Genomic DNA, 19,851 nt, shown 5'->3' on the forward strand with positions numbered 1-19,851 from the left:
TTTCGAAAAAAGCGACTTCGGCTGATCTTATCAAACCTTTCCTGCATCCCTAAAGTGTCCCCAACAGACCCATTTGCAAGATCCACCCCATTCAAGGAGACATTCATGGCCAAGATGAGAGCCGTCGACGCAGCTGTGCTCGTGCTCGAGAAGGAAGGCATCCAGACCGCGTTCGGCGTGCCGGGTGCAGCGATCAACCCGTTCTACTCGGCGATGCGCAAGTCCGGCGGCATCAGCCACGTGCTGGCCCGCCACGTCGAAGGCGCGTCGCACATGGCCGAGGGCTTCACGCGTGCGGCCCCGGGCAACATCGGCGTGTGCATCGGCACGTCGGGCCCGGCCGGCACCGACATGATCACCGGTCTCTACTCCGCATCCGCCGACTCGATCCCGATCCTCGCGATCACGGGCCAGGCGCCGCGCGCACGCCTGTACAAGGAAGACTTCCAGGCCGTCGACATCGAATCGATCGCAAAGCCCGTCACCAAGTGGGCCGTCACCGTGCGCGAACCGGCGCTGGTGCCGCGGGTGTTCCAGCAGGCATTCCACCTGATGCGCTCGGGCCGTCCGGGCCCGGTGCTGGTCGACCTGCCGATCGACGTGCAGCTCGCCGAAATCGAATTCGACATCGATACCTATGAACCGCTGCCGGTCTACAAGCCCGCGGCCACCCGCGCGCAGATCGAGAAGGCGCTCGCGATGCTCAACGACGCGGACAAGCCGCTGATCGTGTCGGGCGGCGGCGTACTCAACGCCGCGGCCGAAGACCTGCTCGTCCAGTTCGCCGAAACGCTCGGCGTGCCGGTGATCCCGACGCTGATGTCGTGGGGCGCGATTCCGGACGACCACCCGCTGATGGCCGGCATGGTCGGCCTGCAGACGTCGCACCGCTACGGCAACGCGACGATGCTCGCGTCCGACTTCGTGCTGGGCATCGGCAACCGCTGGGCGAACCGACACACGGGCAGCGTCGAGGTCTATACGAAGGGCCGCAAGTTCGTGCACGTCGACATCGAGCCGACGCAGATCGGCCGCGTGTTCGGCCCGGATCTCGGCATCGTGTCCGACGCAAAGGCCGCCCTCGAGCTGTTCGTCGCGGTCGCCCGGGAATGGAAGGCCGCCGGCAAGCTGAAGGACCGCAGCGCATGGGTCGCGGAATGCCAGGCACGCAAGCGCACGCTGCAGCGCAAGACGCACTTCGACAACGTGCCGGTCAAGCCCCAGCGCGTGTACGAAGAGATGAACAAGGTGTTCGGTCGCGATACCTGCTACGTCAGCACGATCGGCCTGTCGCAGATCGCCGCCGCGCAGTTCCTGCACGTGTTCAAGGCACGCAACTGGATCAACTGCGGCCAGGCCGGCCCGCTCGGCTGGACGATCCCCGCCGCGCTCGGCGTGCGTGCAGCCGACCCGAGCCGCCCGATCGTCGCGCTGTCCGGCGACTACGACTTCCAGTTCATGATCGAGGAGCTCGCAGCCGGCGCGCAATTCAAGCTGCCGTACGTGCACGTCGTCGTGAACAACTCGTACCTCGGCCTGATCCGCCAGGCGCAGCGTGCGTTCGACATGGACTACTGCGTGCAGCTCGCGTTCGACAACGTGAATGCGCCGGAGCTGAACGGTTATGGCGTCGACCACGTGGCCGTCGCGGAAGGCCTCGGCTGCAAGGCGCTGCGCGTGTTCAAGCCGGAAGAGATCGAGCCGGCGCTGCGCCAGGCGCAAACGCTCGCGGAAGAATTCAGCGTGCCGGTGGTCGTCGAAGTGATCCTCGAGCGCGTGACGAACATCTCGATGGGTACCGAAATCGACGCGATCAACGAATTCGAGGATCTCGCCGAAAAGGCCGAGCACGCACCGACCGCGATCTCGATGCTCGACTGAACCGCACGACATTTTTGACTGACCGACCGAAGAGGCTTAGCTCATGCCGAAGTTTGCTGCAAACCTGACCATGCTGTTCAACGAAGTGCCGTTCCTCGACCGCTTCAAGGCGGCCGCCGACGCGGGCTTCGACGCCGTCGAGTTCCTGTTCCCGTACCCGTACGCGAAAGAGGAACTCGCCGAGCGGCTCGAGAAGCATCGCCTGCGCCTCGTGCTGCACAACCTGCCCGCCGGCAACTGGGACCAGGGCGAGCGCGGCATCGCGTGCCTGCCCGATCGCGTCGGCGAGTTCCAGGAAGGGGTCGGCCGTGCGATCGAGTACGCGAAGGCGCTGAAGGTGCCGCAACTGAACTGCCTCGTCGGGATTCCGTCGGCGAGCACGGCGCGCGACAAGACGTTCGTCACGATCGTCGACAACCTGCGCTTTGCCGCGGACGCGCTGAAGCGCGAAGGCATCCGCCTGCTGGTCGAGCCGTGCAACAGCTTCGACATCCCGGGTTTCGCGCTGAACCGCTCGTCGGAAGGACTCGACGTGATCCGCGCGGTCGGCTCGGACAACCTGTTCCTGCAGTACGACATCTATCACATGCAGCGCATGGAGGGCGAACTGGCCGCGACGATCGAACGTAACCTCGCATCGATCGGCCACGTGCAGCTCGCGGACAACCCTGGCCGCAACGAGCCGGGGACGGGCGAGATCAACTACGCATTCCTGTTCGCGCTGCTCGACCGGCTCGGCTATGCCGGCTACGTCGGCTGCGAGTACAAGCCCCGCACCACCACGACGGAAGGCCTCGGCTGGCTGCAAAGCGTCGCCGGCTGCGCACCGGGCTCGGCGCGTCGCGCCGCCTGAGATCCGCCCTTTCCGCTTTCGCCCCTACAAGGAGACTTTCACATGGCAACCATCGGTTTCATCGGCCTCGGCATCATGGGCGCGCACATGGCGCGCAACCTGCTCAAGGGTGACCACCAGCTCGTCGTGAACGGCGCGTTCCCGATTCCCGACGACCTGCGCACGAGCGCGAAGGTCGTCGCGAACTCGACCGAAGTCGCACGGAACGCGGACATCATCATCTCGATGGTGCCGGATACGCCCGACGTGCGTAACGTGCTGTTCGCCGACGACGGCGTCGCGAAGGGCCTGACGGCCGGCAAGCTCGTGATCGACATGAGCTCGATCTCGCCGCTCGACACGCAGGCATTCGCGAAAGAGATCAACGCGCTCGGTTGCGACTACCTCGACGCGCCGGTGTCCGGCGGCGAAGTCGGCGCCCGCGAAGCGACGCTGACGATCATGGTCGGCGGCCCGGAGGCGGCATTCGAGCGCGCGAAGCCGCTGTTCGAGAAGATGGGCAAGAACATCACGCTCGTCGGCGACAACGGCGCGGGCCAGACCTGCAAGGTCGCGAACCAGATCATCGTCGCGCTGAACATCGAAGCCGTCGGCGAAGCGCTGCTGTTCGCCGCACGTTCGGGCGCGGATCCGGAGCGCGTGCGCCAGGCGCTGATGGGCGGCTTCGCCGCGTCGCGCATCCTCGAAGTGCACGGCGCGCGGATGACGAAGCGCACGTTCGATCCGGGCTTCCGCATCGAGCTGCACCAGAAGGACCTGAACCTCGCGCTCGACGGCGCACGCAAGCTCGGCCTCGCACTGCCGCACACGGCGAGCGCGCAGCAGCTGTTCAGCGTGTGTGCATCGCACGGCGGCAAGGCGTGGGATCACTCGGCACTCGTGCGCGCGCTCGAGATCATGTCGAACTTCGAGATCGCGCAGCCGCACGCGCAAGCCAAGGTCGCCTGACGCAATCGCGCGCCGTCCGCGGTCATCGCGGACGCGCGCACACGCCACACTTGCGGTTCCGCGTGCCGGACCGCATCGATGCGCGCGTCGTCGCGCATCTCCGTGGGGCGCCCCGCCACGCATCGCAGCGCGCGTGCGACGGGGCGAAAAACGCCGCTCTGGGCTGAGAGCGGCGTGGTGGGGTCCGCAGCGGCACCCGGCGACGCCGGGGAAGCCTTGGTCGGTCAGACGTCGTCGTCGGGTGTCCGCCTGTCGGATTTCGCGTATTACATTTCTTTACGTTCGAGCGTGCGATTTTTCATGCAATCGTCGCGATGAACGCCTACACTTTCGCCACGCCTTTCGAGAAAACCGCCGCGCGCGCATTCGTGCCAGCGCGGTGTTTTTTTCGCCACTTCACGGCGCGTTTTCTTTTCAACCACCCAAGGAGTGCAACGATGGGTCTTCTTTCGTTTATCAAAGAGGCGGGTGAAAAACTGCTGGGTCATGCCGATGCGCAAGCAGCGGAAGATCCGAATGCCGCAAACCAGACCGCGGCCGATGCCATCAAGAACTACATCAACACACAGGGTCTCGATACGTCGAACCTGACCGTGGCGTTCGACGGCGCATCGCGCACCGTGACGCTGTCGGGCAGCGTCGCCGACCTCGACACGAAGGCCAAGGTCAAGGTCGCGGCCGGCAACGTGCAGGGCGTCGCGGGCGTCAACGACGACGATCTGCAACCGGACGATCCGGAAGTGCAGTACCACGACGTCGTGTCCGGCGACAATCTGTGGAAGATCGCCGAGAAGTACTACGGCGACGGCACGAAGAACACCGCGATCTTCGAGGCGAACAAGCCGATGCTGTCGAGCCCGGACCGGATCTACCCGGGCCAGAAGCTCGTGATTCCGCCGCAGTCCTGATCGCTCGCTCAGGATCGCAAAAACGAAAAGGCAGGCCATCGGCCTGCCTTTTGCATTGACGCCGGGCGCCACGCGTCCGGTCAGTAGGTGTCGAACAAACGCTGCAGATCGTCGCGCGCGCCGATTCCGTTCGCGAGCGCGAGCATCAGCAGCACGCGCGCCTTGTACGGACCCAGCGAACCCGCGCTCACGAATCCGAGCGCATCGTCGCAGGCCGCGCCGTTCTTCATCACGTGCCCCGACCCGACGCGCGACGCGCGCACCACCGCGACGCCTGCACTCGCCGCATCGGCCAGCGCCGCCTGCAGCGTCGCATGGATCGAGCCGTTGCCGGTGCCCGCGACGACGAGACCTTGCACACCGGCCGCGACGAGCGCGTCGACGGCCGTCCGCGTCACGCCCGCATAGCTGGCGACAACCTCGACCGCCGGCCATGCATTAAGCATCGCCAGTTGCGCGTCGCGCGAACGCGTGACGCGGCGCGCGAATTCGACCCGGCCGTCCTGCACCCAGCCGAGCGCGCCGAGTTCCGGCGACTGGAACGCGTCGACCGCATAGGTGCTCGTCTTCACGACGTCGCGCGCGCCGTGGATACGGTTGTTGAACGCGACCAGCACGCCCTGCCCGCGCGCCGACGGATGCGCGGCCACCGTCACCGCATTCAGCAGGTTCAGCGGGCCGTCGGACGACAGCGCGGTCGCCGGCCGCATCGCGGCCGTCAGCACGACCGGCTTGTCGCCCCTGACGACCAGGTGCAGCGCATACGCGGTTTCCTCGAGCGTATCGGTACCGTGGGTGATCACGATACCGTCGACCGCCGGGTCGGCCATCAGCGCGTCGATCCGCGCGGCGAGCGTGTTCCACAGCGGCAGCGCGAGATCCTTGCTGTCGATGCTGGCGATCTGCTCGGCGTCGATGCGCGCGACGGACGCGAGCGCCGGCACCGCGTCGACCAGGAAATTGACGCCGAGCGCGCCGGCCTGGTAGCCGGCCGTGCTGGCCGCGTCGGGCGCGGCACCGGCAATCGTGCCGCCGGTGGCGAGCACGGCGATGCGCGGCAGGGCCGGCGGCGAAACGGAAGCGAAGTGCGGAGTATTCATGGGCGCGATTGTAATGGCTCGCGATCCGGGCACGATAGTCCGGCCGCGCCCGGCGCGTGCGCATCATGGTTTGCCCCGATCGTCCGCCTGCGTTTTTCGTCAACGCCGGTCCGGTCCGCAACGTTATAGGAAGTGCCGTTTTGGTGTTTTCACATTGATTTGCCATAATCGGAGCGCACGGCGCGATGCGGCCCTATGCTCATCGTGTGGTGCGTCGTGACGGCGTCGATAAAACGCAATTCACCCCATGGGAGTGTCGAAATGAAAATCCAATCGCTCGTAGCCGCAGTGCTTCTCGGCGGCATGCTGGCTTCCCCCGCGTTCGCCGCGAACAGCCAGCAGGACAAGATGAAGGCCTGCAACACCCAGGCAGCCGGCAAGACGGGCGACGAACGCAAGGCGTTCATGAAGGACTGCCTGTCGGCGAAGCCCGCGAAGGCGATGACGCAGCAGGAAAAGATGAAGGCGTGCAACACGCAGGCCACCGGCAAGAAGGGCGACGACCGCAAGGCGTTCATGAAGAGCTGCCTGAGCAATCAGCCGGCTGCCTGAGTTCCGGCGCTCCCGTATCGAATGCCGCGCACCGCTTCGGCGGGCGCGGCATTTTTGTTTTCGTTGCACGCGCATCGACGCGCCCGGCCCCGACCTCTCCCGCCCCGCTTTCCCGGCCCGCCGTGCCGGCGCCGCCACATGGTGCGGCAATTCGCCGCGATTTCTTCTATGATGGCTGCAACGCGGCCCATCCAAGTACAAGAAGCGCCATCGGGCCGCCCTCGAGACGGACGCGCACGCGCGTCAAACGGAGGCATGGATGGCATGGAGACAACACCGCTGGTTCCGCCGCTGGCTGATCGTGATCGTGTTCTGGGCCGTGCCCGTCGCGATCGTCGCCGTCCGCGAGATCCGCGAGGAAATGGCCTACAACAAGGCGGACCTGCAGCTCGCGCTGACCACCTGGCAGCTCACCGACGCGCAGCAGGCCGCCGGCGCCGCCGCGAAGTGCCACGGGGATCCTGACGAGGCGCGCGCGGCCGGCTGCCCGGCCGACGTGCTTGCCGCCAACGCGCCGCGCCAGCAGGCGGCCCGCGACGAATACGTGCTGCGCCGCAATACGCTCGCGGGCTACCTGTGGCATGCATTCGTCGGCTACTGGGTCGTGCCGGCCGCGTTCCTGTTCGCGTGCGGCGTCGTGATCGCGCTGATCCGCCGCGCGCTGCGCCGCCCGCCGATCAAGCCGCCGGTGCCGCACTGACGCGCGCGTCGCCGCACCGCGCCCGCCCTCCCCGTGGCCTGCAAGCCGCCGGCGCATGCGCCGCGCCGGCGAGCGCGTGCGCGCCGTTCGTCGGCGGATAGCGACACAACTTGACGATTTGACGCTTTTTCACTTCCCAATGAAAAGCCTCCCGTAATCCACTGTGATATAACTGCCGACGTGATCCGCTCCCTGAGCGAGACTCACTCCGAACGTCATCCGATGGAGAAGAACGATGCAAAAACGGAATCTTGCGCTGAAAGCCGCCGCTGCGCTCATCGTCGGTAGCCTCGCGCTCACCGGTTGCACCACCACCCCGGACAAGCCGGACAACGCCGCGACCAACGCGTCGAAGCGCCAGGCAATCGACTCGAGCGTCGACGCCACGCTGTCGCGCATGTACTCCACGGTCAAGGGTTCGCGGGAACTCGTCGCGAAGTCGCGCGGCGTGCTCGTCTTCCCGGACGTGATCCAGGCCGGCTTCATCGTCGGCGGCCAGTCCGGCAACGGCGCACTGCGCGTCGGCGGCAGCACGGTCGGCTACTACAACACGTCGTCGCTGTCGGTCGGCCTGCAGGCCGGTGCGCAGTCGAAGGCGATCGTGTTCCTGTTCATGACGCAGGAAGCGCTCGACGAATTCCGCGGCTCGGACGGCTGGGCCGCCGGCGCCGGCGCATCGGTCGCGCTCGTGAAGATGGGCGCGAACGGCGCGGTCGACACGACCACGGCTACCGCGCCGGTCCAGGTCATCGTGCTGACGAACGCGGGCCTGATGGGCGACGTGTCGATCAACGGCACGAAGGTCTCGAAGCTGAAGCTCTGACGCACGCTGCCCGCGCCCCGCGCGGGCAGTTCATTTGCAAACGGCGATGCCCGCGCGGGCATCGCCGTTTTTTTGCGCCTGCGCGCCACGCGTCAGGTCGTCGAGTCGATGACCTTGAAGCGCGAGCGTTTCTGCGCGCGGATCACCGACTGGTAGACGTCGACATACTGCTGCGCCATGCGGCGCGACGTGAAGCGTGCCTCGAAGCGCTGCCGCACGCGCGCGCGCGGCAGCAGGTGCAGCCGGTTCACCGCGGCCACCGCGCTGATTTCATCCTCGACGATGAAACCCGACACGCCCTCGTCCACCACTTCGGGCACCGCGCCGCGATTGAACGCGATCACCGGCGTGCCGCACGACATCGCCTCGATCATCACCAGGCCGAACGGCTCCGGCCAGTCGATCGGAAACAGCAGTGCATGCGCGCCCGACAGGAATTCCGCCTTCTGGTGATCGGCGATCTCGCCGATGTATTCGACGTGCGGCAACGCGAAGAGCGGCTTGATCTCGCGCTCGAAGTATTCCTGGTCGGCCGCATCGACCTTCGCGGCGATCCTGATCGGCAACCCGCACTGACGGGCGATGCGGATCGCCGTGTCGACGCGCTTCTCCGGCGAGATGCGGCCGAGGAACGCGAGATAGCGCGGCTCGACCGGCTGCGGCATGTACAGCGTATCGGGCAGCCCGTGGTAGACGGTCGTCAGCCATTTCGCCTGCGGCAGCGGCTGGCGCTGCGAGTTCGAAATCGAGATCACCGGCGCCGTGTTGAACGTGTCGAACACCGGCTGCTGCTCGGGCAGGTCGAGGCGGCCGTGCAGCGTCGTCACGTAAGGCGTTTCCTGCCGGTTGAAGACCGAGAACGAGTAGTAGTCCATGTGGAAATGCAGCACGTCGAAGTCCTTCGCGCGGCGCGCGACCGTCTCCATCAGCAGCATGTGCGGCGCGACGCGGTCGCGGATCGACGAGTCGAGCCGCAGCGCGCGCGGCCAGACCGGCTCGAGCTTCGCCCGCGTCGTCGAATCGCCGCTGGCGAACAGCGTCACGTCATGACCGAGCTCGACGAGCGCCTCGGTGATGTAGGACACGACGCGCTCCGTGCCGCCGTACAGCTTCGGCGGCACCGATTCGGTCAGCGGCGCGATCTGGGCAATTCTCATGGTCCACGTCTCCAAAGGGTCGGCGCAGCACCGCCCAACTATCTCATTATTAGCGATCCGGCCGGGGCGCACCGGGGGTCTTGCATTTTATGGGCGTTGTTACAGACCGGATACACTCGGCCGCCCTGCCGATACAGGGGTCGGAGCCCCGGCGGACAATGCGCCGCCCGTCAGCGCGACGGCCACTTCCATGCCGGCAGGTCGCGCGTGTCCGCGTCGACGAGCCCCGTCGCGCCGAGCTGCTTGTCGAGCACCAGCGATTCGCAGCCGGCCTCGCGCTCGAGCGTCGCGATGAGCCGCGCCGCGTGCGACACGACCAGCACCTGCGAACGCTGCGCCGCCTGCGCGATCAGGCGGCCGAGCGCCGGCAGCAGATCGGGGTGCAGGCTCGTTTCCGGTTCGTTCAGCACCATCAGCGCCGGCGGCCGCGGTGTCAGCAGCGCCGCCGCGAGCAGCAGGTAGCGCAGCGTGCCGTCCGACAGCTCGGCCGCCGCCAGCGGCCGCAGCAGCCCCGGCTGGCGCATCAGCACGTCGAAGCGGCCACGGCCGCCCGGATTGTCGATCTCGACCGACGCGCCCGGAAATGCGTCGTCGATCGCCGCGTCGAGCGCCGCGTCGTCGCCGATTTCGCGAATCGTCTGCAGCGCGGCGGCCAGATCCGCGCCGTCGTCCGCGAGCACCGGCGTATGGGTGCCGACGTGCGACTGCCGCGCGGGTGCCTGCGCATCGGTGCGGAAATGGTCGTAGAAGCGCCACGAGCGGATCCGTTCGCGCACCGCGATCATTTCCGGCGCACCGGTCGGATCGGCGAACTCGGTCATCATGCTGTCGAAGCTCGCCACCGGCTGCGGAATCGTCTGCCAGTCGCCGGTAGCGGTGCGCGCGCGGATCTGCGCACCCTGCCGGTCGACCAGCAGCGTCGACGGGCGCAGCACCGCGCCGCCCCAGATGCACTCGCGCTTGACGACCGGGTCGAGCGAGAACTGCGAGCGGCTCGGGATCGGCATGCCGAGATCGATCGAATAACCGAAATCGTCGCAGGCGAAACCGAGCTTCAGGCTCACGGGCCCCTTGCGCACCGTGCCGGTGACCGGCGCGTCGCCGTCCAGCATCGCCCGCGAGAAACGCTCGGGGCCGGCCCACAGCGTCGACGGCAACCCGCCTTCGCGCGCGAGGGACGGGATCACGCGCCCCTGTGCGGTATCGGCGAGCAGCCGCAGCGCGCGGTACACGCTCGACTTGCCGCTGCCGTTCGGCCCCGTGACGACGTTGAGCGCCGCGAGCGGCACGATCAGCTCGCGCAGCGAGCGGTAATTGGCGATGGCAAGCGTTTTCAGCACGATCATGACGATGGAGGGGGGCCGCGTTCAGCGGCCGTCGACGGCCTGCGGGTCGGCCGCGGTGTTGGCCGCCGTGCTGGCGGCAGGGGCGCGCGCGTGCGGCCGTTCGGGATTCGGCGCATCCGGCGCGGAATCGTGCGGATACAGTTCCATCCGGCTGCGCGGCAGGCATTGCGGGTAATGCGACTGGATGTACGCGATCAACCCTTCGCGCACGCGACAGCGCAGGTCCCAGCACGACGACGCATCGGCCGCGCTGACGAGCGCGCGCAACTGCATCGTGCGCTCCGTCGCGTCGGTCACCTGCAGCACCTGCACGCGACCGTCCCACTCGGGCGCCGCATGGACGAGCCGCGCGAGTTCCTCGCGCAACGGCGCGAGCGGCGTACGGTAATCGACCGACAGGTAAACCGTGCCGATGATCTCCGAGCTGCTGCGCGTCCAGTTCGTGAACGGGTTCTCGATGATCCACTGCAGCGGCACGACGAGGCGCCGCTGGTCCCACAGCCGCACCGACACGAACGAACCGGTGATTTCCTCGATGCGCCCCCACTCGCCCTGGATCACGACCACGTCGTCGAGCCGGATCGGCTGCGTGAGCGCGATCTGCAGCCCGGCGATCAGGTTGCCGAGCACCGGCCGCGCGGCGATACCGGCGACCAGGCCCGCGACGCCGGCTGACGCCAGCAGGCTCGCGCCGACCTGGCGCACGTTCGGGAACGTCATCAGCGCGGCGCCGGTGCCGATGATCACGATCAGCACCATCACGGTCCGCACGAGCACCTTGGCCTGCGTATGGATGCGTCGCGCCTGGAGGTTGTCGGCCGTATCGATCGGATGCGCCTGGATGATCGCGTCGCCGACGCCCGCCGCGAGCCGCACCAGCAGCCACGTGAGCGACACGATCGAGCCGACCGCCGCCGCGGTGCGCATGCCGCGCACGAACGACATGCCGTCGTCCGCCTGGATCCACAGGAATTCGAGCGCCAGCAGCGCGAGCACGACGAGCGACGGCCTGTCGATGTAGCGCAATTCCACGCTCAGCATCGGATAGGGGCGCGCGATGCGCTTGACGACGCGCGCGCCGATCCGGTGCGCGGCCGCGCCGACCAGCAGGATGACGGCCGACACGATCAGCGTGCCGAGCCATGAATGCAGCGGCGCATCGGCGATGCGCTGCAGTTCCTCGATTGAAATCATCGACGCCTGAGCCTCTTCGGTTCAGGAGGCGCATCATGCGCCTCGTCCTGGATGCATCGGCGACGCCCGGGCGCGGCATGCGCCCGGACACGGCGTCAGGTCAGTTGCCGCTCCTGCAGGGAAACGCCTTGCCGAGACCGAGCGACACCGCGGTGCTCGCGTTGTAGTCGGCCAGCTTCGGATTTTCCGCGATGTACCTGCGCACCGCGTCGGTCATCTGCTGCGCCCGGATGTCGGGCGGCAGGCAGAAATACTGGCCGACCCGCGGCCCCGTCGTGCCGCCGATCGCATCGATGGTGTTGTAGACGCCGTCGGCGGCACCTTCGATGTAGGCCGCGCAGGACGCCCGCGACTTGACGTCCGTCTTCGCGCACAGCCGGTCGAGATCCGCGCCCGTGAAAGCCGCCGCCGACAACGGCACGGCAAACGCCGCGGCACAAAACATTGCGCGCAACATGGTGTTCCTTATGTCAATGCGACCCGGGGCCGCCGGCCGCGCCTGGCCGGCCCCGCTCAAAACCGTTATTTTGCACTCTTTTGTGCGTCTGCCGGCGTCGACGCCCCGATGCGCGTCGTCCGCTTGCTCAGGATCTCGATCGCGTCCGGCGCGTTGTAGTGCTTCGCGAATTCGAGCGCGGTGATGCCGAGCTGGTTCTTCACCTGCGGATCGGCGCCCTGGTCGAGCAGCAGCGTCACCGTCGACGCATGGTTGCCGCGTGCGGCCATCATCAGCGGCGTCGTGCCGTTCGGCGATGCGGTGTCGATGTACGCGTCGTGGTCGAGCAGCAGCTTCACGACCGCGTCCTGGCCGTTGGTGGCCGCATAGTGCAGCGGCGCCCAGCCCTTCTTGCTGACCTCCGCACCCTTGTCGATCAGCAGCTTCGCAAGGCCGAGGTCGCCGTTCAGCGACGCGAGCATCAGCGCGGTTTCGCCGGCCTTGTCTTCCTTCTCGAGGTCGACGTTCGGCGTCGCGGCGAGCGCCGCCGCGACCTTGTCGGACTTCTCGCGCGCGGCGATCACGATCAGCGGGTCGCCGTTCGGCGCGATCGTGTTCGGGTCGAGCTTGCCGCTCTTGAGCTGCTTGCCGATGTCGGCGATGTCGTCGAACTTGACGGCCTTGACGATCGCATCGAGCGATTCGGCATGCGCGCCGGCTGCCGCGAACAGGCCGCTCGCGACAAGCGCGGCGGCAACGAGTGCGCGTTTCGGCAGATGGTTGGTCGGCTTCGTCATTGTTGTGGGCTCCTTCCCTGGGTTGTCGGCTGCGCGCAACGTCGTCAGCGGACGATCTTGAACAGCCGGAAAAAGTTCTGCGTCGTCGCGTCGGCCAGTGCCTCGACGGCGATCCCGCGCTCGGACGCGATAAAGCGTCCGACATGGCTGACGTACGCAGGTTCATTCGGCTTGCCGCGATACGGCACCGGCGCAAGGTACGGCGAGTCGGTCTCGATCAGCAGCCGGTCGAGCGGCACGCGCCGCGCGACGTCCTGCACGTCGGTCGCGTTCTTGAACGTGACGATGCCCGACAGCGAGATATGGAAGTTCTGCGCAAGCGCCTGCTCGGCCACCGGCCACGGCTCGGTGAAGCAGTGCATCACGCCGCCCGGTACGTCCGCGCGCTCCTCGGCCATGATCCGCAGCGTATCCTCCGACGACGAGCGCGTGTGGATGATCAGCGGCTTCATCGTCGCGGTCGCCGCGCGGATGTGCGTGCGAAAGCGTTCGCGCTGCCATTCCATGTCGGCGATCGAACGGCCTTCGAGGCGGTAGTAGTCGAGGCCCGTTTCGCCGATCGCGACGACCTTCGGGTGCGCGGCCAGCTCGACGAGCTCCGCGAGTGTCGGCTCGCGCGCGTCCTCGTGATCGGGATGCACGCCGACCGACGCATAGACGTTGTCGTGCGCGTCCGCGATCGCCAGGACCTCCGGCAGCGTCTCGAAATCGACGGACACGCACAGTGCGTGCGTGACGTCGTGCTCGCGCATGTTCTCGAGCACGGCCGGCAGGCGGTCGGCCAGGCCCTTGAAATTGATGTGGCAGTGAGAGTCGACGAACATCGTGTTTCCTGAATCCTGGTGACGGGCGGCCGCTCGGGCAGCGCGCCGCCGGTTATGCGCCCCATGCGCGGTCGAGCCGCTTGCCGGGGCTCACTCGAACATTTCCCGGTATCCGAGAAACAATTCCTCGAATACGAGCCGCGCGTTGAGCGGATGGTTCTCGACCGTCCGCTGCCGCGTCACGGCCTTCATGAAACGCGCGAACGCGTTCGCATCGACCGCTTCCGCGCAGCGCGCGAGCGCCGCCGCATGCATCGGGAAATAGCGCGGCGCGCCCGCCATCCGCTGCGCGAGCAGATCGTACAGCCAGCGCTGCAGCCAGCCGAGCACCAGCGGCACCGGCAGTTTCTGCAGCGTCTCGCCGCACGCGAACGGGTCGCATGCCGCACCGGCCGCGAGCTGCCCGAGCGTGTAGTCGCGCAGCGGGCGGTTCTCGTCGCTCGCGAGCGCCAGCGCGGCGAGCGGCGCGCCGCCGGCCTCGGCGAGCAGCGCGCCCGCATGCTCGACGCCCTGCGCCGCGAGCCAGGCCGCGGCCGCGTCGGGCGCCGGCACCGTCATCGGCCACTGCCGGCAGCGGCTGATGATCGTCGGCAGCAGGCGGTCGATGCGCGCCGACACGAGCAGGAACACGACGCCGGACGGCGGTTCCTCCAGCGTTTTCAGCAGCGCGTTCGACGCGGCGACGTTGAGCGCCTCGGCCGGATACAGCACGACGACACGCGCGCCGCCGCGGTGCGAACCGACCCCGCAGAAGTCGAGCAGCGCGCGCACCTGCTCGATCTTGATTTCCTTGCTCGGCGCACGGGTCTTCTTGCCGCCTTCGTCCGCGTCGGCCGCTTTCGGGTCGTCCGCGGCGCCCGGCGCCTCGCCCGCCAGCGCCTCGGGCAGCACGATCCGGTAGTCCGGATGATTGCCCTGCGAGAACCACGTGCAGGCCGCGCAGGCGCCGCACGGCTCGCCGTTCGGTTGCGGCGATTCGCACAGGAAGCCCTGCGCGAGATGCTGCGCGAACTGCAGCTTGCCGATCCCGGCCTGGCCGTGCAGCAGCAGCGCGTGCGGCCATTGCGCACGCAGTTGCTGCAGGCGGTTCCAGTCGTCGGTCTGCCACGGATAGATCATCGGGTGCGTTCCTTGCGAATTACAGCGCGGCGAGCACGCGCTCGAGCTGCTGGCGGATCTCGGGAATCGTCTGCGTCGCGTCGACGATCGCGAAGCGGTGCGGCGCCTCTTCTGCACGCCGCAGGTATTCGCCGCGCGTGCGCGCGAAGAACGCGTCGGATTCGCTTTCGAACTTGTCGGGCATGCGCGCGGCGCCGCGCCGCTCGCTCGCGACCTGCGGCGCGACGTCGAACAGCACCGTCAGGTCGGGCTGGAAGCCGCCCTGCACCCAGCGCTCGAGCGTCTCGAGCTTGTCGCGCGGCAGCCCGCGGCCGCCGCCCTGGTATGCGAACGTCGCATCGGTGAAGCGATCGGACACGACCCAGTCGCCGCGCGCGAGCGCCGGCTCGATCACGAGCGCGAGATGCTCGCGACGCGCGGCGAACATCAGCAGCGCCTCCGTCTCGAGATCCATCGGCTGGTTCAGCAGGATCTCGCGCAGCTTCTCGCCGAGCTGCGTGCCGCCCGGCTCGCGGGTGACGACGACCTGCCGGCCGGCCGCGGCCAGCTTGCCCTGGAGGCGTTCGCAGAACCATTGCAGGTGGGTGGTCTTCCCCGCCCCGTCGATGCCTTCGAACGTGATGAATTTACCGCTCGCCATTATTGACCTCGTATGTACTTGTCCACGGCCTTGTTGTGGTCGCCGAGCGTGTCCGAGAACACGCTCGTGCCATCGCCTTTCGCGACGAAATAGAGCGCGCTCGTCTGGGCCGGATTGATCGCCGCCTGCAGCGCGGCGACGCCCGGCAACGCGATCGGCGTCGGCGGCAGCCCGCGTCGGGTGTAGGTATTGTAAGGAGTGTCGGCCTGCAGGTCGCGCTTGCGCAGGCGGCCGTCGTACGCGTCGCCGAGCCCGTAGATCACCGACGGATCGGTCTGCAGCGGCATGCCGATGCGCAGCCGGTTCGCGAACACGGCCGCGACGAACGCGCGATCGGCCGCATGGCCCGTTTCCTTCTCGACGATCGACGCGATCGTCAGCGCTTCGTAAGGCGTCTTGTACGGCAGGCCCGGCACGCGCGCGGCCCAGGCCTCGTCGAGACGCGTCTGCATCAGATGGTACGCGCGCCGATAGATGTTCAGGTCGCTCGTGCCCTTGTCGAACAGGTAGGTATCGGGGAAGAACAGCCCCTCGCCGCTGCCGCGCTGCACCGCGTTGTCCGGCGCGCCGATCGCGCGCAGCAGCTCGGCGTCGCTCATGCCGGCCGTCGAGTGGGCAAGATCGGGATTCGCATCGAGTTCCGCGCGCATCCGCTTGAAGGTCCAGCCTTCGATGACCGTCGCGACGTACTCGTTCACGTCGCCGCGCGCGATCTTCTGGAGCACCTCGTACGGCGTGATGCCGGTCTTGAATTCGTAGTTGCCGGACTTGAGCCGGCTCGACAGGCCGAGCACGCGCGTCATCGCGACGAAGCCGAGCGGCTCGACCGGCACGCCGCCGCGCCTGAGCTGCAGCGCGACGCTCTTCACGCTGCTGCGCGGCTTGATCGTGACGTCGAGCGATGCGGAGCCCAGCAGCAGCGGCCGGGTTGCCCAGTAATACCCGCCGCCCGCGCCGGCAGCGGCCACAACGACGGCCAGCGCCACGATCGTCGCGGCGCATTTCTTCAGTAGGGACATGGAAACGTGACTCAGGTAAGACCCATATAATACTTGCTCGCCTCCGTCAAAGTCAGGGTTGACTGTTCCCTCATTCCATGAGCACACCGTTCGCTTCACCGGCTGCCCAGGCCGCATCTGCCTCGCTCCCCGTTTTCCCCCGCCCGTCCGCCGCCGATTTCGACGCGCCGGGCGCCTGCATGCCGCTGCCGCAGTTCGGCGTGATCGACGTGGCCGGCGACGACGCCGCGACGTTCCTGCACAGCCAGCTCACCAACGACATCGAGCACCTCGACGCCGCGAGCGCGCGGCTGTCCGGCTATTGCTCGCCGAAGGGGCGCCTCCTCGGGTCGTTCCTCGCGTGGCGCGCCGGCCACGGCGTGCGCCTGCTGCTGTCGAAGGACGTGCAGCCTGCCGTGCAGAAGCGGCTGTCGATGTTCGTGCTGCGCGCGAAGGCGAAACTGACGGACGCGAGCGACGCGCTCGCGGTGGTCGGCTTCGCGGGCGACGTGCGCGACGCGCTGTCGCGCATCTTCGACGCGCTGCCGGACGGCGTGCACGTGAAGGTCGACGGCCCGGCCGGCACGCTGATCCGCGTGCCCGATGCAGCCGGCCGCCGCAAGCGCTATCTGTGGATCGGCCCGCGAGCGGAAGTCGACGCGCGCATCGCCGCGCTCGGCACTACGCTGCCGGTCGTGTCGCCGGCCGTATGGGACTGGCTCGACATCCGCGCGGGCGAACCGCGCATCACGCAGCCCGCCGTCGAACAGTTCGTGCCGCAGATGGTCAACTTCGACGTGATCGGCGCCGTTAACTTTCGCAAGGGATGCTACCCGGGCCAGGAAATCGTCGCACGCAGCCAGTACCGCGGCACGATCAAGCGCCGCACGGCGCTCGCGCACGTCGCCGGCGAGACCGATACCGTGCATGCCGGCGTCGAGCTGTTCCACAGCGACGATCCCGGCCAGCCGTGCGGGATGATCGTCAACGCGGCGGCCGCGCCCGCGGGCGGCATCGACGCGCTCGTCGAGATCAAGCTCGCCGCGCTCGACAACGGCACGGTGCACCTCGGTTCGGCCGACGGCCCGGCGCTCGCGTTCGATACGCTGCCGTACGCATGGCCGACGGAAGCGTGACGCACTGACAACCCGTTCGCGCGCCGGCTCGCGAGTCGCAGCCGGCGCCCGATGTTTCCTGCGAGAGATTCGCCCGATGTGTCTGATTGCCTTCGACTGGCAGCCCGATGCCGCCGCCGGTCCCGTCTTTACCCTCGCCGCCAACCGCGACGAGTTCTTTCGCCGGACGAGCGCGCCGCTTTCGTGGTGGGAAGATGTCCCGGGCGTACTGGCCGGCCGCGATCTCGAAGCGGGCGGCACGTGGCTCGGCGTATCGCGCGACGGCCGTTTCGCCGCGTTGACGAACTACCGCGCGCCGTTCGACATCCGCGCCGGCGCGCCGACCCGCGGCAAGCTCGTGTCCGATTTCCTCGGCGGCCCGTCCGTTGCGCCGCTCGACTATCTGGGGCAACTGGCCGAGCATGCGGCCGTCTACAACGGCTTCAACCTGCTCGTCGGCGACTGGCGGCGGCGCGAACTCGCGTGGTTCTGCAATCGCGCGCCCGAGGGCGAAAGCGGTGTCGCCGCCCCCGTCGCGATTGCACCCGGCGTACATGCGCTGTCGAACGCGCGGCTCGATACGCCCTGGCCGAAAGTCGTGCGCAAACGCGCGGAACTCGGCACGCTGCTCACCGACAATCCGGCCCCATCGCTCGACGAGTTGATCGCATTGATGCGCGACCCGCATGTCGCGGACGACGATGCGCTGCCGCACACGGGCATTCCGATCGAGCGCGAGCGTGCGCTGTCGGCCGCGTTCATCGAGACGCCCGAATACGGCACGCGCGGCACGACCGCGCTGCGCGTCACGATGAAGGAAGGCGTGCGGCTCACGGTCGAGATCAAGGAACGCTGCGACGACGACGGTTCGCACCGTACCGTGCGGCCGGGTTCGTTCGAGCGCGCGTTCACGTTCGACCTCGACGCGACCCCGCCGCGCTGAGCGCGCGAGCGGCGGCCGTGTTACGGCGCGCGCGCCATCTCGACGTGGGGCACGCCGGCTTCGACGAACGGCTCACCGATCGCCGTGAAACCGTGCCGCAAGTAGAACGGCACGGCCGAATCCTGCGCATAGAGCCGCACGACGATTTCGCCGCGGCGCCGCGCCGCGTCCAGCAGCGCGTTCAATACGGCTGACCCGACGCCCTGGCCGCGTGCATCGGCCAGCACCGCGACACGGCCGATCGTGCCCGACGGCAGCAGCCGCCCCGTCGCGACCGCGCGGCGTACGCCCGTCGCGGCATCGACCCGGTACGCCACCGCATGGAGCGACAGCGGATCGTCGTCGTCGAGTTCCCATTCCGGCGGAATCTGCTGCTCGCGCACGAACACCGCGTCGCGGATCCGCGCGGCGTCGCCGCCGAGCACCGTCCAGTCGCCCGTTTCCACCACGCCGTCCGTCATCGCAGCCCTCCACGCGGCGCGCACGCCGTCAAATGCCGTCCAATGCCTTCAAACGTCGTCGAATGCGGCTTTCAGCGCCGCGACCGCGTCGGCATGCGCGGCCCGCACCTCGGGGATGTAGCCGCCCATCTTGAAGAATTCGTGGATCATCCCCGGATAGCAGACCAGCGTGACCGCATTGCCCGCCGCACGCAACTTCTCCGCATACGCGGCACCCTCGTCGCTCAGCGGATCGTATTCGGCCGTCGCGATCCACGCCGGCGCGACGCCCGCGAACGACGGCGCGTCGCGCGTGCCGTCGAGCGGTGCGAAACGCCAGTCGTCGCGATCCGCGCGATCGCGCACGTATTGCGTGAAGAACCACTGGATCGTGTCCTGCGTCAGCAAGTAGCCGTTCGCGAGCCGTGCGTGCGATCCGGTGTCCTGGTAGCCCGTCACGCCCGGATAGATCAGCATCTGCAGCGCGAGGCGAATGCCGGCATCGCGTGCGAGCACCGCGCAGACGGTCGCGAGCGTGCCGCCCGCGCTGTCGCCGCCGACGGCCAGCCGTCCGGCATCGATGCCGAACGCGCCCGCCTCGCGATGCAGCCAGCGCAGCGCGTCGTCGGCGTCGTTCACCGCGGTCGGGAACCGGTGTTCCGGCGCGAGCCGGTAGCCGACCGACAGCACCGCACACTGCGCGTCTTGCGCGAACATCCGGCACAACGCGTCGTGCGTATCGACGCTACCGACCGTAAAACCGCCGCCGTGGTAGTACACGAGCGCGGGCAGCGGCTCCGCGAGGCTCGGCGCGACCGGCAGGTACAGCCGCGCGCCGATCGTGCGGCCATCGCGCGTCGGCACGACGCACTCCTCGACCGAATGCATCGGCGCCGGCGCGACGTCGAGGATCGGCGCGCTCTTCTCGTACGCGGCGCGCGCCTGCTGCGGCGTCTGGTGGTGGTAGGACGGACGTTTCGCGCGCTCGATCATGTCGAGCACCTGGGCGATCTTCGGATTCAGCGGCATCGGCAAGCGGGCGCGAGAACGGCGCGGGAACGGTCGACAAGCGCCGTA

At 68.1% G+C, this 19,851-nt stretch carries 22 protein-coding genes; 9 read left to right on the plus strand and 13 right to left on the minus strand.

Annotation, left to right across the window (positions count from 1 at the left end; genetic code table 11):
- Window positions 1-105 precede the first annotated feature (105 nt).
- From gcl to WT26_RS13055, 3 genes are read left to right on the plus strand one after another with little or no spacing between them, the layout of a single operon-like run.
- Window positions 106-1,881, plus strand: coding sequence for a glyoxylate carboligase (gene gcl / locus WT26_RS13045; RefSeq protein WP_059532685.1), 1,776 nt, complete (start codon window positions 106-108; stop codon window positions 1,879-1,881).
- Between the two features lie 43 nt (window positions 1,882-1,924).
- Entirely contained in the window at window positions 1,925-2,734 is an 810-nt protein-coding gene (hyi, locus tag WT26_RS13050; protein WP_069273059.1) for a hydroxypyruvate isomerase, read from the plus strand.
- Between the two features lie 42 nt (window positions 2,735-2,776).
- Window positions 2,777-3,682: a 2-hydroxy-3-oxopropionate reductase gene (locus WT26_RS13055; RefSeq protein ID WP_069273060.1), complete on the plus strand. Its 906-nt coding sequence runs from the start codon at window positions 2,777-2,779 to the stop codon at window positions 3,680-3,682.
- Window positions 3,683-3,948: 266 nt separating this feature from the next.
- Here the strand turns inward: WT26_RS13055 and WT26_RS37300 are convergent, their stop codons facing one another.
- A complete protein-coding gene (locus WT26_RS37300; RefSeq protein ID WP_155774653.1) occupies window positions 3,949-4,104 on the minus strand; it encodes a hypothetical protein in 156 nt (51 codons plus the stop codon).
- A 15-nt stretch (window positions 4,105-4,119) separates the two neighbouring features.
- On the opposite strand from WT26_RS37300, the gene lysM reads away from it, so the two are divergent.
- Window positions 4,120-4,590, plus strand: a complete 471-nt coding sequence (gene lysM / locus WT26_RS13060; protein ID WP_069273061.1) for a peptidoglycan-binding protein LysM — start codon at window positions 4,120-4,122, stop codon at window positions 4,588-4,590.
- 80 nt (window positions 4,591-4,670) lie between these two features.
- Here the strand turns inward: lysM and WT26_RS13065 are convergent, their stop codons facing one another.
- Window positions 4,671-5,690: an asparaginase gene (locus WT26_RS13065; protein ID WP_069273062.1), complete on the minus strand. Its 1,020-nt coding sequence runs from the start codon at window positions 5,688-5,690 to the stop codon at window positions 4,671-4,673.
- A gap of 261 nt (window positions 5,691-5,951) precedes the next feature.
- Here WT26_RS13065 and WT26_RS13070 point away from each other — a divergent pair, with 261 nt between their 5' ends.
- The 3 genes from WT26_RS13070 to WT26_RS13080 all read left to right on the plus strand — a co-directional run bounded on the left by WT26_RS13070 (window position 5,952) and on the right by WT26_RS13080 (window position 7,765).
- Window positions 5,952-6,242, plus strand: a complete 291-nt coding sequence (locus WT26_RS13070) for a PsiF family protein (RefSeq protein ID WP_011549641.1) — start codon at window positions 5,952-5,954, stop codon at window positions 6,240-6,242.
- Between the two features lie 259 nt (window positions 6,243-6,501).
- A complete protein-coding gene (locus WT26_RS13075) occupies window positions 6,502-6,942 on the plus strand; it encodes a hypothetical protein (RefSeq protein ID WP_069273063.1) in 441 nt (146 codons plus the stop codon).
- A 235-nt stretch (window positions 6,943-7,177) separates the two neighbouring features.
- Entirely contained in the window at window positions 7,178-7,765 is a 588-nt protein-coding gene (locus WT26_RS13080; RefSeq protein WP_069273064.1) for a YSC84-related protein, read from the plus strand.
- Between the two features lie 92 nt (window positions 7,766-7,857).
- Here the strand turns inward: WT26_RS13080 and WT26_RS13085 are convergent, their stop codons facing one another.
- The 9 genes from WT26_RS13085 to mltG all read right to left on the minus strand — a co-directional run bounded on the left by WT26_RS13085 (window position 7,858) and on the right by mltG (window position 16,297).
- Window positions 7,858-8,922, minus strand: coding sequence for a glycosyltransferase family 4 protein (locus WT26_RS13085; RefSeq protein ID WP_021162641.1), 1,065 nt, complete (start codon window positions 8,920-8,922; stop codon window positions 7,858-7,860).
- A gap of 170 nt (window positions 8,923-9,092) precedes the next feature.
- Window positions 9,093-10,268, minus strand: coding sequence for an AAA family ATPase (locus WT26_RS13090; protein ID WP_059532659.1), 1,176 nt, complete (start codon window positions 10,266-10,268; stop codon window positions 9,093-9,095).
- 21 nt (window positions 10,269-10,289) lie between these two features.
- Window positions 10,290-11,462 (minus strand): mechanosensitive ion channel family protein, encoded by a 1,173-nt coding sequence (locus WT26_RS13095; RefSeq protein WP_069273065.1) that lies wholly within the window; start codon window positions 11,460-11,462, stop codon window positions 10,290-10,292.
- A 100-nt stretch (window positions 11,463-11,562) separates the two neighbouring features.
- Complete coding sequence (locus tag WT26_RS13100) at window positions 11,563-11,919, minus strand: Rap1a/Tai family immunity protein (protein ID WP_069273066.1); 357 nt, start codon at window positions 11,917-11,919, stop codon at window positions 11,563-11,565.
- A 65-nt stretch (window positions 11,920-11,984) separates the two neighbouring features.
- Window positions 11,985-12,695, minus strand: coding sequence for an ankyrin repeat domain-containing protein (locus WT26_RS13105; protein WP_059532653.1), 711 nt, complete (start codon window positions 12,693-12,695; stop codon window positions 11,985-11,987).
- 44 nt (window positions 12,696-12,739) lie between these two features.
- On the minus strand, window positions 12,740-13,519 hold the full coding sequence (locus tag WT26_RS13110) for a TatD family hydrolase (RefSeq protein ID WP_059532650.1): 780 nt from the start codon (window positions 13,517-13,519) through the stop codon (window positions 12,740-12,742).
- Between the two features lie 90 nt (window positions 13,520-13,609).
- Entirely contained in the window at window positions 13,610-14,638 is a 1,029-nt protein-coding gene (locus tag WT26_RS13115; protein WP_069273067.1) for a DNA polymerase III subunit delta', read from the minus strand.
- 19 nt (window positions 14,639-14,657) lie between these two features.
- Window positions 14,658-15,278: a dTMP kinase gene (gene tmk, locus WT26_RS13120; RefSeq protein WP_043188143.1), complete on the minus strand. Its 621-nt coding sequence runs from the start codon at window positions 15,276-15,278 to the stop codon at window positions 14,658-14,660.
- Window positions 15,278-16,297: an endolytic transglycosylase MltG gene (mltG, locus tag WT26_RS13125; RefSeq protein ID WP_021162648.1), complete on the minus strand. Its 1,020-nt coding sequence runs from the start codon at window positions 16,295-16,297 to the stop codon at window positions 15,278-15,280. The genes tmk and mltG overlap by 1 nt, the downstream gene beginning before the upstream one ends.
- Before the next feature lie 77 nt (window positions 16,298-16,374).
- Here mltG and WT26_RS13130 point away from each other — a divergent pair, with 77 nt between their 5' ends.
- Window positions 16,375-17,412, plus strand: a complete 1,038-nt coding sequence (locus WT26_RS13130) for a YgfZ/GcvT domain-containing protein (protein WP_069273068.1) — start codon at window positions 16,375-16,377, stop codon at window positions 17,410-17,412.
- A gap of 76 nt (window positions 17,413-17,488) precedes the next feature.
- Window positions 17,489-18,334 (plus strand): NRDE family protein, encoded by an 846-nt coding sequence (locus WT26_RS13135; protein ID WP_059532642.1) that lies wholly within the window; start codon window positions 17,489-17,491, stop codon window positions 18,332-18,334.
- Between the two features lie 20 nt (window positions 18,335-18,354).
- Here WT26_RS13135 and WT26_RS13140 read toward each other — a convergent pair whose 3' ends face one another.
- A complete protein-coding gene (locus WT26_RS13140) occupies window positions 18,355-18,795 on the minus strand; it encodes a GNAT family N-acetyltransferase (RefSeq protein WP_059532639.1) in 441 nt (146 codons plus the stop codon).
- 48 nt (window positions 18,796-18,843) lie between these two features.
- Complete coding sequence (locus WT26_RS13145; RefSeq protein ID WP_069273069.1) at window positions 18,844-19,803, minus strand: alpha/beta hydrolase; 960 nt, start codon at window positions 19,801-19,803, stop codon at window positions 18,844-18,846.
- Window positions 19,804-19,851 lie beyond the last annotated feature (48 nt).

Source organism: Burkholderia cepacia (genome assembly GCF_001718835.1).
In the GTDB taxonomy this organism is placed as follows: domain Bacteria; phylum Pseudomonadota; class Gammaproteobacteria; order Burkholderiales; family Burkholderiaceae; genus Burkholderia; species Burkholderia cepacia_F.

What these genes read in the sequence shown, in the direction of transcription:
- gcl (WP_059532685.1), top strand. Translation starts at nt 106, where the DNA reads ATGGCCAAGATGAGAGCCGTCGACGCAGCTGTGCTCGTGCTCGAGAAG.
- hyi (WP_069273059.1), top strand. Translation starts at nt 1,925, where the DNA reads ATGCCGAAGTTTGCTGCAAACCTGACCATGCTGTTCAACGAAGTGCCG.
- WT26_RS13055 (WP_069273060.1), top strand. Translation starts at nt 2,777, where the DNA reads ATGGCAACCATCGGTTTCATCGGCCTCGGCATCATGGGCGCGCACATG.
- lysM (WP_069273061.1), top strand. Translation starts at nt 4,120, where the DNA reads ATGGGTCTTCTTTCGTTTATCAAAGAGGCGGGTGAAAAACTGCTGGGT.
- WT26_RS13065 (WP_069273062.1), bottom strand. Translation starts at nt 5,690, where the DNA reads ATGAATACTCCGCACTTCGCTTCCGTTTCGCCGCCGGCCCTGCCGCGC.
- WT26_RS13070 (WP_011549641.1), top strand. Translation starts at nt 5,952, where the DNA reads ATGAAAATCCAATCGCTCGTAGCCGCAGTGCTTCTCGGCGGCATGCTG.
- WT26_RS13075 (WP_069273063.1), top strand. Translation starts at nt 6,502, where the DNA reads ATGGCATGGAGACAACACCGCTGGTTCCGCCGCTGGCTGATCGTGATC.
- WT26_RS13080 (WP_069273064.1), top strand. Translation starts at nt 7,178, where the DNA reads ATGCAAAAACGGAATCTTGCGCTGAAAGCCGCCGCTGCGCTCATCGTC.
- WT26_RS13085 (WP_021162641.1), bottom strand. Translation starts at nt 8,922, where the DNA reads ATGAGAATTGCCCAGATCGCGCCGCTGACCGAATCGGTGCCGCCGAAG.
- WT26_RS13090 (WP_059532659.1), bottom strand. Translation starts at nt 10,268, where the DNA reads ATGATCGTGCTGAAAACGCTTGCCATCGCCAATTACCGCTCGCTGCGC.
- WT26_RS13095 (WP_069273065.1), bottom strand. Translation starts at nt 11,462, where the DNA reads ATGATTTCAATCGAGGAACTGCAGCGCATCGCCGATGCGCCGCTGCAT.
- WT26_RS13100 (WP_069273066.1), bottom strand. Translation starts at nt 11,919, where the DNA reads ATGTTGCGCGCAATGTTTTGTGCCGCGGCGTTTGCCGTGCCGTTGTCG.
- WT26_RS13105 (WP_059532653.1), bottom strand. Translation starts at nt 12,695, where the DNA reads ATGACGAAGCCGACCAACCATCTGCCGAAACGCGCACTCGTTGCCGCC.
- WT26_RS13110 (WP_059532650.1), bottom strand. Translation starts at nt 13,519, where the DNA reads ATGTTCGTCGACTCTCACTGCCACATCAATTTCAAGGGCCTGGCCGAC.
- WT26_RS13115 (WP_069273067.1), bottom strand. Translation starts at nt 14,638, where the DNA reads ATGATCTATCCGTGGCAGACCGACGACTGGAACCGCCTGCAGCAACTG.
- tmk (WP_043188143.1), bottom strand. Translation starts at nt 15,278, where the DNA reads ATGGCGAGCGGTAAATTCATCACGTTCGAAGGCATCGACGGGGCGGGG.
- mltG (WP_021162648.1), bottom strand. Translation starts at nt 16,297, where the DNA reads ATGTCCCTACTGAAGAAATGCGCCGCGACGATCGTGGCGCTGGCCGTC.
- WT26_RS13130 (WP_069273068.1), top strand. Translation starts at nt 16,375, where the DNA reads ATGAGCACACCGTTCGCTTCACCGGCTGCCCAGGCCGCATCTGCCTCG.
- WT26_RS13135 (WP_059532642.1), top strand. Translation starts at nt 17,489, where the DNA reads ATGTGTCTGATTGCCTTCGACTGGCAGCCCGATGCCGCCGCCGGTCCC.
- WT26_RS13140 (WP_059532639.1), bottom strand. Translation starts at nt 18,795, where the DNA reads ATGACGGACGGCGTGGTGGAAACGGGCGACTGGACGGTGCTCGGCGGC.
- WT26_RS13145 (WP_069273069.1), bottom strand. Translation starts at nt 19,803, where the DNA reads ATGCCGCTGAATCCGAAGATCGCCCAGGTGCTCGACATGATCGAGCGC.